General features: G+C 42.9%; 8 protein-coding genes. 7 read left to right on the top strand and 1 reads right to left on the bottom strand.

From position 1 onward, the window contains the following. The first annotated feature begins 49 nt into the window (after positions 1 to 49). Positions 50 to 646 (top strand): RNA polymerase sigma factor, encoded by a 597-nt coding sequence (locus tag BMX50_RS12795; protein WP_091210906.1) that lies wholly within the window; start codon positions 50 to 52, stop codon positions 644 to 646. Between the two features lie 39 nt (positions 647 to 685). Here BMX50_RS12795 and BMX50_RS12790 read toward each other — a convergent pair whose 3' ends face one another. Then, the gene (locus BMX50_RS12790; protein ID WP_091210905.1) at positions 686 to 1534 is read right to left on the bottom strand and encodes a hypothetical protein; all 849 of its coding nucleotides are present in this window, start codon (positions 1532 to 1534) and stop codon (positions 686 to 688) included. 73 nt (positions 1535 to 1607) lie between these two features. Between BMX50_RS12790 and BMX50_RS12785 the strand changes: the two genes are divergently transcribed. The 6 genes from BMX50_RS12785 to BMX50_RS12760 all read left to right on the top strand — a co-directional run bounded on the left by BMX50_RS12785 (position 1608) and on the right by BMX50_RS12760 (position 13059). Continuing rightward, a complete protein-coding gene (locus tag BMX50_RS12785) occupies positions 1608 to 2792 on the top strand; it encodes a FecR family protein (RefSeq protein WP_091210904.1) in 1185 nt (394 codons plus the stop codon). Between the two features lie 131 nt (positions 2793 to 2923). Beyond that, on the top strand, positions 2924 to 6412 hold the full coding sequence (locus BMX50_RS12780) for a TonB-dependent receptor (protein WP_167667889.1): 3489 nt from the start codon (positions 2924 to 2926) through the stop codon (positions 6410 to 6412). Positions 6413 to 6423: 11 nt separating this feature from the next. Continuing rightward, on the top strand, positions 6424 to 8169 hold the full coding sequence (locus tag BMX50_RS12775; protein WP_091210902.1) for a RagB/SusD family nutrient uptake outer membrane protein: 1746 nt from the start codon (positions 6424 to 6426) through the stop codon (positions 8167 to 8169). A gap of 52 nt (positions 8170 to 8221) precedes the next feature. Further along, positions 8222 to 9940 carry an alginate lyase family protein gene (locus tag BMX50_RS12770; RefSeq protein ID WP_091210901.1) on the top strand — a complete coding sequence of 573 codons (1719 nt, stop codon included), beginning with the start codon at positions 8222 to 8224 and terminating at the stop codon, positions 9938 to 9940. A 253-nt stretch (positions 9941 to 10193) separates the two neighbouring features. Further along, on the top strand, positions 10194 to 12098 hold the full coding sequence (locus tag BMX50_RS12765; RefSeq protein WP_091210900.1) for a glycoside hydrolase family 97 protein: 1905 nt from the start codon (positions 10194 to 10196) through the stop codon (positions 12096 to 12098). A 16-nt stretch (positions 12099 to 12114) separates the two neighbouring features. Then, the gene (locus BMX50_RS12760) at positions 12115 to 13059 is read left to right on the top strand and encodes an ROK family protein (protein ID WP_091210899.1); all 945 of its coding nucleotides are present in this window, start codon (positions 12115 to 12117) and stop codon (positions 13057 to 13059) included. Positions 13060 to 13077 lie beyond the last annotated feature (18 nt).

The raw sequence follows: 13077 nt of genomic DNA, 5'->3' as shown, positions 1-13077 counted from the left end.
TTACCTAATTTATATTCAAATTATTTTTATATAGATAACTAATATAGAAATGTTAATACAATTAGATGAGAGTGAATTATTAGGTCGGCTCTCAAAAGGAGACCGAAAGGCTTTTACCGTATTGTATAACCGGAACATCAATAATCTATACCGTTACATCTATCTGATCTGCCGGTCGGCCGAATTAACAGAGGAAATTGTTCAATGTGTTTTTATCAAGATCTGGGAGCGCAGGGAATCATTAACAAACATTGTTTCTTTCCAATCTTATGTTTATCGTGCTGCCAAAAATCTTTTATTAGATCATATCAAGAAAAGTAAAACCGAGGCACAGGTGTTGGTTATGGTGCAACCAATTTCCGAAGAGAGTTCCGAGCGATCTGATGCAAAAATAAATTATAAAGATTTTTACCTGATGGCACAGGACGCTATCAATTTGCTTCCCGAAAAAAGAAGACAGATCGTGGAGCTTCGTACTAAAGATGAACTTTCTTTAGATGAAATTGCCGAAAAACTGTCTATTTCTAAAGCCACCGTGAAAAAGCAATTATACAGCGGGATGGATTTTGTAAGGAAACACATGCTTGCCCATGGCGAGCTTACTATCGGTGTTTTTCTTGTAGGGGCCTGGAAGCATTTGTTTTAAGCCTGGTCAATCTCTTGCCAGGGTAATAAAGGCTTCATGCTATTTCACTTCTTCAACAATATTCGACTTGATTAACTGCTGATAAGATTTCTTTAACAATTTCGGGCTCTTTTCTTTGTCGGCCGGTCTTAGTTTGATATTGTTGATCAACAATAACGGTTTATCGCCGCTACCAAGAAAGCCAAATTGCAAGCTTTGCAGCGTGTCTTTGCCACCGTCCAGTACAAGGTTATTGATCACGTAGTAATCCGCCCGGTTGCCGAAATGTTGCGATGTGTCAGTTTCGATCCGGTAACCTTTTGCCCGCAGTTTGGTCAGTGCAGCTTCTTTTGACATCTTCATTTTATAGGATTTACCAATATGAATATCGCCGCCAGGCTGCATATAGTAGCTGATTGGCGGTTCTGTGGCCATAAAAACCAGAGCAATAGGAACAATAGCCAAAAAACGTAAAAAAACAGGCGGAAAATAGTTGAGCCTGTATTTATCGATATGCTGGATAAGGTGCCAGGATAAAGGCAATACTAATAAGGCGATATAATCGCTATAGTCAACAGTTCTGGTAATCGGTATTAATGCGATTTTATTATAAAATTGGATAAAGGCTGCCGAAAAAGGCGTTTTCCAAAAAACAAAGAATAAGCCTGTCACGATAACCGACCATTTGGAGAGCCTCGGGAAGAGGAACAATAAAAACATAGGGAAGATCAACAGCCCTGTAAAGTCAGACACTTTCCCGGTTAGCCAACTGGTAAAATGCTGTTTTAAATAATGATCATTGAGTGCTAATAACAGTAGGCCGGGAATAAATATCCAGTTAAAGATCAGATAGTGGTTACGGTTCTGATACATAGGGTTTTGTATGGTTTTGTATTTTAAAATTGACATTTTTCCTGACATTATTAAAAAAAAATATTTTTTTGAGTAGTCCTTTATTTCTTCCCGGTCGTCTTACACATATATGGACGAAATAGCACGGAACAATTTCCTTAAAAAGTTTTCTGAAAACCGGCATACCGAACAGGAGCACAAGCTTTTTATAAAATGGCTTGAATCACTTCCTGATGAGGAGGTTGATGCTTTACTTGAGCAGTACGGCGATTTTTTTAAAGATCTGCCCGATGAGGAGACAGCTAACCATCCGGAGCTATTTGCTAAAATTGAAGCCCAAATTGATGCTGCCGAAACTGAAGAAGCTTCAGATCATAGTATCAAACCTAAAATTCCATTTAAAAAACTTATAGCTGTTGCAGCTGCAATTTTGTTGTTCATCACCATTGGGATCGTCTTCAGGAATAACCTGGTTAAAGAACAAACAATAACAAATAATACTAATAAGATAACCCCGGGAGGAAATAAAGCAATACTCACGTTGGCCAATGGCTCACAGATCGTGCTTGAAAGTGCGAAAAAAGGAGTGCTGGCTAATCAGCAAAATATCATAGTTAACAAAACAGCCGATGGCAAATTAGTATATGATGCTTCTCAAAAGCAACAGGATAATGCAGGATTGCAATCGGGCTACAATACCATCTCTACCCCCAATGGCGGGCAGTATCAGGTTGTTTTGCCTGATGGTACTATGGTTTGGCTAAATGCTGCATCCTCACTCAAGTTTCCGGTTGCCTTTACCGGTAAGGAACGAAATGTTGAATTAACGGGAGAGGGGTATTTTGAAGTTGCTAAAAATAAGGCGATGCCTTTCAGGGTAACAGTAAATCATTCAACAGTTGAAGTATTGGGCACCCACTTTAATATTATGGGGTATGCCGAGGAAAAATCTACCAACACAACCCTGCTGGAAGGTTCGGTGAAAATAATTTCAGGAAACAATCAAAAGCTTATTGTGCCGGGCGAGCAGGCCCGTGTGAACGGGGAAATAGAGGTGGCCAAAGTAAATGCAGCACAGGCTGTAGAATGGAAGAACGGCAATTTCAACTTCTCGCACGAAAACATAGAAACCATTATGCGTAAAGTGGCCCGCTGGTACAATGTAAGCGTACAATACCAGGGCGCTATAACAAATGAGGGTTTTGTAGGTACAGTGCCGCGTTCTGAAAATATCACTGAAGTTTTAAATGCACTTGAATTAACAGGATTAGTACACTTTAAAATTATTGAGAGGAGGGTTATAGTTATGCCATAAATCTACTCATGGTATAAACTTAAAAAGGAAACCGGAAGTGCAGCGAACACTCCCGGCTGATGTTTGAGTTTATAACCGATATATTATTGATCCACAACGATAAACCAATTAAACCCAAACATTTCAAAGATATGAAATTTTATGCTCTTACCGGGTGTAGGCACTCTGCCTATATCCATAAATTTCTGTTGGTGATGAAACTTACCATCGTTTTATTGATCACAGCATTTGTCCAGGTATCCTTTGCAGGTCACGCGCAAAACATCACATTTTCTGGCAAAAATACCCCTATTGCGCAGGTATTTAATGAGATCCAAAATCAAACCGGTTATACTTTTCTTTATACCGATGAAATGCTTAACGGCTCCAATCCGGTAAGCGTTGATTTTAAACGTACCCCGCTAACCGATGTGCTGAAAGCCTGTTTCCGGAATCAGCCACTAACATATACCGTAAAAAATAGAGTAATTATAGTTCAGCGTAAATTACCCGAGCCGGAACCGCTTGTGGTGGCCCAGGCAATAGTTGTGAAAGGTAAGGTTACCGATGATAAGGGGAGTCCTCTTCCGGGCGTTACGGTAACCCTTAAGGGAAAGTCCATCAATACTGTAACCGATAATTCAGGGGCTTATACCATTACCATACCTACAGGTGAAACCAATGCAATACTTGTATTTAGTTTCGTTGGTTTTGATTCGAAAGAGGTGGCTGTAGGTAACCAGGCTACCATTAACGTCAAACTCACAGTTACCGATAATAAGCTGAATGAGATTGTAGTAGTAGGCTATGGTACCCAAAAAAGGGCTACGTTAACCGGTTCAGTAGCTACAGTTAACGCCAAAGCCTTTGAAGATAAAGGCAGTTTGGCCAATCCCTTCCAGGCATTACAGGGACAGGTGCCGGGTGTGCTGATAACAAGAGGCTCGGCAGCGCCGGGTAATGAAGGCTGGAATATCAATATCAGGGGGGCTTCTTCCATAAACCCGACAGACGCATTAGTGGTGATTGATGGGGTTGCCGCCGTTGGCGTACGATCGTTGGATGCTATTAATCCAAATGATATTGAAAGCATGTCGTTCCTCAAAGATGCATCGGCAGCTATTTATGGCGCCAGGGCCGCAGGCGGTGTAGTGCTGATCACTACAAAAAAAGCCAAAAGCGGTAAAACAGTAGTACAGTATGATGGCTCGTTTTCAAGCAAAATTGTTGGCCTTCAGCCTCATTTAATGAACGTGGAGCAATGGGCCAACGGTGTCATTACAGCCAGAAGAAATGATGGATTTGATGATAGTGATGTTTGGATCAAGTATGGTAAGCTGGCTTTAGCTAATTTGAATAATTATATAGATATCAAAACCTATGGAAGTAACCCCTTACCAAATTTTAGTGATGTAAACGATTATGTGTTTTTCAACAACAGCTGGACAAATGTTTTATGGGGAACGGCAAACTCTACCCAAAATAACTTAAGTGTTGCCGGTCGTACCGAAAAGGCGGGTTATCGTATTTCTTTAGGGTACATGGATGATGGCAGTATCCTGCGCTGGGGAAATAATTCAAACAAACGATATAATGTACGTTTGGCTAATGATTTCCTGATTGGCAGCAAGGTGAAAATCGAATCAAATATAGCCTATGACCGTAATGACGTCATTACACCTACGCTGATCAACAATGTACTTGGGCAGTACGCTCAGCCAGGTATGCCCATATCAACCATTAACGGCGGGCCATATGCATGGGGCGGGCAGCTTAACCCAAACTGGCAAGCCAAATTGGGTGGCGATAACCGTTTGACCAAAGCAAACGTTTATATCAATGAAAAAATCAATTATGACATTTTAAAAAGCCTGAAGTTTGTTGCCACCCTGGGTTATAACACTAATAATGCAAACCGTTATACACAGCAAAATGCAATTCAGTGGTATAATTATTTAGGCACCGTGCCGGGTATTACCAATCCTACACAGGATGCATCCTATTTTAAACGTGCAAATCTTGGCGAAGACTACTATAATGCCAATGCTTATTTCGAATACAAAAATACCTTTAGCACCGACCACTCGGTAAGTGTTACAGCAGGCAGCCAGTACGAGCGCGACGAATATGATTATTTTGATGCTACCGTCCTTAACCCGGTTTCGCAGGATATCAAAACATTAACCGGTATTGGTAACCAAACCAATAGTGAAACCAAAAACCACTACGCCATAGGCTCGGCATTTAGCAGGGTAAATTATGCCTATAAACAAAAATACCTGCTCGAGGCCAATTTCAGGTATGACGGATCTTCCAAATTTGCCGAAGAAGACAGGTGGAAGGCTTTTTACGGTTTTTCTGCGGGCTGGAGGATCAGCCAGGAAAACTTCATGAAAGGTGCTACTTTTTTTAATGATTTAAAGTTGAGAGCATCCTATGGCGTTGTAGGTAATCAAAGCGGGATTGGTTTATATGATTACATCCAGCAATTGGTATTGGCGAAAACTGGTACTGTAACCAGCAATAATCCCATCCTGGGTTCGGGACAGGCCGTAACCGTTGGGCCAACTAACGGTCTGGTTAGTTTGAACAGGACATGGGAGCGTATCAAAAACAGCAACATTGCGCTCGATTTCTCGATATTAAAGAGCCGTTTGACCGGTACTGCCGAGTATTTTATAAAAGATAACAGCAATATGCTTTTACCGCAAACCTATCCCTCAATTTTGGGGGCACAGGCCCCTGCGGCAAATATCGGCCACCTGAAAACCAATGGATGGGAAGTTAGCCTGTCCTGGGCCGATAAAATTGGCCAGGTTGGTTACAATGTAGGCGGCAATATCAGTTATAATAAAAACAAACTGATCAACATCAATGGCGCTACTACTATTTATGGCGGTTATAATGCCGCAACACAAGGTTACCCTATAGGTTCGGTATTTGGCCTTGAATATGCCGGCCGCATTCAAACACAGGCACAGGCGGACGCCGCAACCATCCTGATTGCCGGCTCTGATATTCCGGGTGGATCTTATACTGCCCAAATAGGTGATAACTCTTATAAAGATTTAAATGGTGATGGAAAAATTACCAGCGCCGATTATAAATATCTCGGTACCGACGATCCGCGGTATTCCTATTCTTTCAATGCCGGGGTACAATGGAAAGGTTTTGATATCTCTGTAATTTTTCAGGGAGTAGGTAGCAGGACCATTTTTAGAAATGGCGATGTATGGCGGGTGCCTTTTAGCTCCGTTTACCTCAATACAACCAATCAATCGGTAAATAATAACTGGACACCGGAAAATACCGGTGCTTATTATCCTAAATATTCAACTAACGGTACTGTTAATTCCTACAACTATCAGCCCTCTTCATGGTCGGTTGAAAATGGTGCTTACCTGCGTTTAAAAAATGCGGTAATAGGCTATACAATACCTCAAAAACTGATTTCTGCAACCAATTTTATATCAAAACTACGTGTTTATATCTCAGGGAACGACCTGTGGGAAATAACTAAAATAAAAGATGGATGGGACCCGGAAGCGCCAAGAAATGTGATCACGACAGACGGAAGCCCTTATTACGGCCGCTATCCATTTTACAGATATTTAACCGCCGGTGTTAACGTTACCTTCTAATTTTTAAAAACATGAAAAGATTTAATTATAAATATATCGTAGCGTTTGCATTGATTGCTGCTGTATTCGGCTGCAAAAAAGCGTTGAATTTAAACCCGCAGGATACCTTGTCTGACGCTGCTTATTGGAAAAAAGCCAACGATTTTAAGCTGGCTGCAAATGCATTTTACCTGTATGAAAGAACATTTGCGGGTACAGTTACGGATGGCGTACACAGTGATCTGCGATCAGATCTGATAACCAACAGCACTAAAAACGTTTACAGCCAGGGAACTAACAGCGTTGTACAAACAGACGGAACATATAATACAGATTACCAGCGCATCCGGAATATCAATTTTCTTTTAGATAAGGCTTCAACCTATGCTGCACCGGCCGAAATAGCCCAATATGTAGCCGAAGCCAAATTTTTCAGGGCATATGTGTATTTCGACCTTCTGCAAATCTTCGGTGGGGTAACTATTGTTTCGAAACCGTTGGATACCAATGATCCATTATTGATGGCAGCCAGAAATTCAAGGGATGAAGTTACCGATTTTATTATAGCTGACCTTAACGCCGCAATTGCCGACCTGCCATTGGAAAGTGTGCTTCGGTCTGCAGATGAGGGGCGTGTAAGTAAGGGCGCTGCCGGGGCGTTGCTATCAAGGGTGGCCCTTTATGAGGGAACCTGGCAAAAATCAAGGGGAAACGCTACACGCGCCAATACATTACTGGATATTGCTATCAGCTCAAGTAAAACTGTAATGACCAGCGGGCAGTATGCTTTGTTTGGCACAACCGGTTCAAGTATTGCCTTAGGCGATTCGGCGCAGAAGTATATGTTCATACTTGAAAATACCAAATCAAATCCGGCAGGTATTACTAAATCGGCAAATACCGAGTATATCCTTTCAAACCGTTATGATGAAAGTATCCGTATCTCTAATCTTAACATAACCAAAACCACATTTGGCAATGGCCTTGTAGATTGGGCAACCCGCAAACTCGCTAATCTTTATTTATGCAGTGATGGATTACCTATTGAAAAATCGCCATTGTTTAAAGGTTATAGTACCGCCAGGTCTGAATTTGCTAACAGGGACAAACGTATGCAATATACCTTAATGGTAAACGGCAATTACTACTGGAACAATACCAACTATCGTGTTACCTGGAAAAATGATGCCGCAGATATGGCCAATGCCGCTTTAAAACCGCTGGTTTCTAATTATGGTACTGGTTACCAGAACCAGAAATGGGCGTCAGAAAGAAATGTGGCCGACACCTATGAGTCATACGATTACCCTGTGATCAGGTATGCCGAAGTATTACTGAACTACGCTGAAGCTACTTACGAGCGTAACGGAAATATCTCTGATGCCGATTTAAATATTTCGTTAAATCAGGTAAGGCACCGTGTAAACAGCGCAATGCCATTGCTTACCAATGATTTTGTAACCACCAATGGTTTAAATATGCAAACGGAGATCAGGAGGGAGCGAACTATCGAATTGTATAACGAAGGTTTCCGGATAGATGACCTTAAACGCTGGAAAACCGCCGAAACGGAAATGCCGATGCCTGTGCAGGGTATTAAATGGGCCGGTACCGAATTTGCCACCATCTGGCCTGGGGCAAGTACCATACCCCAGGATGCAAATGGCATTCTGATTATTGATAACGCCAGGACCTGGCAGGATAAAAACTACCTGTTACCACTTCCTCAGGACCAGATCAAGTTAAACAATAAGCTTACGCAAAATCCGGGCTGGTAAATATCAGCGCAACCAGATCAGCCTAAATACAAAATATTAAAAAGACCAAATTATGAAACCTATTTTATGGTTAATGGCGTTGTGTGCCATATTGGTAACAACGTCCTGCAAAAAATCACCGTCATTATATGGTGTAGAAAAAAATAGTAAGGGTGTAGGTAACCCGGCCGGGGCGGCAACATTTAAGCACCCGGGAATGTTGCTGACCGCAACGTCGTTAGATTATATCAAAACGCAGATAGCATCATCTTCCGAGCCCTGGAACACAACTCTTATTGCCCTCAAAGCCTCAACATGGGCTTCTTTAAACTATCAAATGCAAGGGCCAACTGCTCTCGTTACCCGTGATCCTACAATTATAGCCCGTGATGGTATAAATTATAAGTCAATTATTGAAAATGACTCTTACGCTATCTTTGCTCAGGCCCTGATGTGGAAACTTACCGGCAACAACGCCTATGCGGATAATGCGGTGAAAATGCTTAATGCATGGTCTACTACATTGAAGAGTATTACCAGTACCGGGCCGGATGTTTATCTATGTGCAAGTTTCAATGGTTTCATCATGGCCAATGGGGCCGAACTGGTACGTGATTATTCGGGATGGCAAGCCGCAGACCTGCAAAGATGTAAAGACATGTTCCGGAACATCTGGTACCCTGTAATTAAGGGTATCGAAATTCCTGGTGGGGCCAACGGAACCTGGGATAGTGCCAATGCCAAGGCGATAATGGCCTTTGGTATATTTCTGGACGATCAGTCTATGTTTGATGCTGCTTACAACTATTTCTATCATGGAAGCGGAGATGGTACCATTGAACATTATTTTCTGCCGAGCGGGCAAAACCAGGAATCCGGCAGGACGCAGAGCTATAGCCAGTTAGGGCTTTGTAATTTCGAAGAGCTATGCGAAATGGGTTATAACCAGGGCAAACCGGATATGTGGGTAGCCAAGGATACGGTGATTATGAAAGCATTTGAATATAATGCCAAATATAACCTGGGCCAGGATGTGCCTTTCAATACGGCTTTTCCAGAGGTGTATGGAAAATGGGTGTACCCTGCAATATCTGCAGATAGCAGGGGAAGTTACCGCCCTATATTTTATATGGCCTATAATCAATTTCATAACCGTCTTGGTGCGGCTATGCCAAATACCCAGCGCGTACTGGAGCAGTATACTGCCATTGAAAAGCAAACTATCGGCACGGTTACAGACGGTACCGGCTGGGGCAGCTTATTGTTTTATCATCCTTCGGCGGGCGGTTTAACCCCTGTGGCGGTTGGCGCATTAAGATGGGAGTTTGATGCGCTGGAAGGATGGGGAGGCATACCATGGGCCGAAAACTCAAAGGTTGCCGTGGCTAATGGTCAGTTAGAAGTGTCTGCTTCAATCGGTACTTATATTCGTGCATGGCAGGGTTCTGCTTTGTTAGATCCCGTGACCTATCCTTACCTTGCCGTTAAAGTTACCCAGATCCCTAAGCTTAAAAAGAGTACCGACGATTGGGCTGTCCAGGCTTATTGGAGCATCAATGGCACAAACCACGACTATAGGTACGTGAGCAAAACAGATATGACACTTTTGGGTACACAGGTTTACGTCATCAAATGGACACCAAAATCCGGGTTAAATGATGGAGTGCCATTCCCAACAGCTTCAACAACAGGCGGGCTTTACCTTGATTTTGGCGACTGCGCAAGCGGCGAAAAAGCCAAGGTTGACTGGGTGCGCTCATATAAAACCCTGGCAGATATCCCCAATAATTAAGCTTTACTAAAATAAATTAAAACTGAAGCCGCATTGCGGTCGGCTTCAGTTTTAATTGCTCTCTGTATAAGAGAATGAAAATCAGCGCTTAGCCTTGATTGGATAATCTCTGCTTAATAATTATAACAAGTTAATCGCTTTGGAGATGATTATAAATCGTGAAATTATTTGTCCTATACATATTAAACCGTTTTAGGAAAAAATCCCGGGATGAAAAACATCGCAAAAAGGACAGGGGATAATACTATCTGATATGAAAAAAAACGCAATAATATTGATGACCGGTTTGTGGCTAAGCTGCTTTATCAGCATGGTCCACGGACAGGTAATAAAAGATGCTGCCCTTAGCATTCAATCGCCTGATAAAAATATAACGTTCAGCTTTAGCCAGAAAGTTGAGACCGGGAAGCGTACGATGTACTATAGTGTCGCCTATAAAAGCAAGCCGGTAATTCTTGAGTCAGTCCTTGATCTGCAGTTGGATAATAGCCTTTCAGAAAAAGCGATGGCGCTGAAGGTTGATCAGCATAAAAACTGGTGCGAAAACCTGTTGGTCACCGGGGTTGACTCCTCCCGGCATGATACCAGGTGGGGTCCTGTTACCGGGGAGCGAGCTTCCATCAGGGATCATTATAATGCTGTCAATATTACGCTGGTAAAAGATGATAACCCAATTTACATAATGCAAGTGCAGGTAAGGGTTTACAACGAGGGGGTAGCGTTTAGGTATTATTTCCCCGAAAATCCTAAAGGTACCTATTATAACGTCATTTCAGAAAATACGGAATTCAGTCTGCCAGAGGGTACGCAGGCCTGGTTTGCCAATTGGGCACAGGCTCCATATTATAAACTGCCATTAAAAGACTGGCCGGGTGAAAGCGAACGGCCACTAACCGTCGAACTACCTAATGGCCTGTTTGCAGCACTTGGAGAAGCACAATTGGTTGATTATGCACGCACTAAATTTAAACTGAGTGCCGATAAGCCATCCACCATAGTAACCTCGATGTTTGGCGGGGCACAGCTGATTTCGCCGGTAGGCACCCCGTGGCGGGCAATCATGATAGCCGAAAAACCGGGCGATTTGATCGAACATAACTATATGATGCTTAACCTCAACGAGCCATCAAGAATAGCTAATACCGATTGGATCAAGCCCGGTAAGATCATGCGGGTAATGGCTCAAACCACTGTCGATGCAAAGGCAAATATAGATTTCGCGGTAAAACATAACCTGCAATATGTCCTGTTTGATTGGAAGTGGTACGGGCCGGCATTCAGTTTCAGCTCAGACGCCACTAAAGTTGCTATACCCGATTTTGACCTGCCTGGTATAATTAAATATGGCAATGATAAAGGTGTTGGCGTTTGGCTGTATGTTAATCAGCAAGGCTTATATGCGCAAAGCGACAGCTTGTTTGCTATCTATCAAAAATGGGGCGTAAAAGGTGTAAAGTTTGGGTTTATTCAACAAGGTTCACACCGCTGGACAACCTGGGTGGAAAAGGCAATTCAGCAGGCAGCAGATGCCCGCATCATGGTAAATATTCATGACGACTGGCGGCCAACCGGCGAGCAGCGTACCTGGCCAAACCTGATGTCGGCCGAGGGGATCCGTGGTAACGAAGAAATGCCTGACGCTACGCATAACACGGTGCTGCCTTTTACCCGGTACATTGCCGGGGCCGCCGACTATACCATTTGTTATTTTGATAAACGCATTAAAACCACCCATGCCCATCAATTGGCATTGGCGGCTATTTATTACAGCCCGCTGCAAACATTGTATTGGTATGACAAGCCTTCGGCGGAGCATAATGAGCCCGAATTGGAATTTTGGGACAAGATCCCAACCACCTGGGACGAAACAAAAGTAGTACAGGGAACTCCGGGCCAATACATCACAACAGCCCGCAGAAGCGGAAAAGATTGGTTTGTAGGCACCGTCACCAATAATGATGCCCGCGAGATTAAGCTTGATTTGAGTTTTTTAGAACCCGGTAAAAAATATAAGGCTACAATTTACAGCGATGATCCGTCGGTAAATACGGCTACCCATGTTAAGGTTAGCAGCAAAAGTGTAAACAGTAAAACTGTATTAAAATTTGCCCTGCTGCCGTCAGGGGGAGAGGCTATTTACTTAAGTCCGGAAAAATAATTTAATCTAATAATCCATGAGCCTACAGCATAAAAATAATTACGTAATCAGTGCAGATATCGGCGGTACCCATATTACAGCAGCTGTTATCGACCTGGAAAAAAAGATGATCATTGAGGGTACCCGCACCCGGGTAAACGTAGATTCACAGGGAACAGCAACTGAAATACTTGAAAGTTGGTCAGCCGCATTGATACAGGCTTATGAAAAATCTGGTTCTCCGGTTCAGCGGGTAGGCCTGGCAATGCCGGGGCCGTTTGATTATCAAAATGGTATCTCACTAATTAAAGATCTGCATAAATATGAGGCTATTTATGGTTTAAATATTAAGTTGTACCTATCCGAGGTGCTTGGGATAGAAGCTGCTGATATCCTGTTCAGAAACGATGCTGAAGCATTTTTGCAAGGAGAAGTTGTAGCAGGAGCAGGCACCGGTTTCCGCAAAGTTATCGGAATTACGCTGGGTACGGGGTTTGGATCGGCCCTGAGTGTTGATGGTATTGTGACTGATTTAAGCCTGGGCAGCCGGCCTCATCAGGATAGCATTGCCGATGATTATTTCTCAACGAGGTGGTTTTTGCGGCGATATCATGAAATAACCGGCCTGTCGGCTACCGGGGTGAGCGGGTTGATATTAACGTCTAAACATAGCGCTGTGGTCAGGAGCATATTTGATGAGTTTACGGTTAACCTGTCGTTGTTCCTTAAAGATATTTTTCTGAATGAAAAGCCGGATACGCTTGTTATTGGTGGAAATATCGCAAAGGCATCGGGTATGTTCCTGGATGAACTCGGCAACAGGTTAACATCACATTTTAAAGGATTGAAAATTAAGTTGGCTGTGTTAGGAGAGGACGCGGCCCTGATGGGAGCTGCTGCAAGCTTTGATAACGGGTTGAGGCTTGATATTTTACCATCTGCCGATGATATACTACGCCGTGATCTTTTTATTCGGTACTAAATTTTATAAAGTTAAGCA

Source organism: Mucilaginibacter gossypiicola (assembly GCF_900110105.1).
GTDB lineage: Bacteria > Bacteroidota > Bacteroidia > Sphingobacteriales > Sphingobacteriaceae > Mucilaginibacter > Mucilaginibacter gossypiicola.
The sequence above is the reverse complement of the archived record's forward strand: the minus strand, read 5'-3'. Positions and strand labels throughout refer to the sequence as shown.

Coding starts and splice junctions, on each gene's coding strand:
- BMX50_RS12790 (WP_091210905.1), bottom strand. CDS start 1,534: ATGTCAATTTTAAAATACAAAACCATACAAAACCCTATGTATCAGAAC.
- BMX50_RS12795 (WP_091210906.1), top strand. CDS start 50: ATGTTAATACAATTAGATGAGAGTGAATTATTAGGTCGGCTCTCAAAA.
- BMX50_RS12785 (WP_091210904.1), top strand. CDS start 1,608: ATGGACGAAATAGCACGGAACAATTTCCTTAAAAAGTTTTCTGAAAAC.
- BMX50_RS12775 (WP_091210902.1), top strand. CDS start 6,424: ATGAAAAGATTTAATTATAAATATATCGTAGCGTTTGCATTGATTGCT.
- BMX50_RS12765 (WP_091210900.1), top strand. CDS start 10,194: ATGAAAAAAAACGCAATAATATTGATGACCGGTTTGTGGCTAAGCTGC.
- BMX50_RS12770 (WP_091210901.1), top strand. CDS start 8,222: ATGAAACCTATTTTATGGTTAATGGCGTTGTGTGCCATATTGGTAACA.
- BMX50_RS12780 (WP_167667889.1), top strand. CDS start 2,924: ATGAAATTTTATGCTCTTACCGGGTGTAGGCACTCTGCCTATATCCAT.
- BMX50_RS12760 (WP_091210899.1), top strand. CDS start 12,115: ATGAGCCTACAGCATAAAAATAATTACGTAATCAGTGCAGATATCGGC.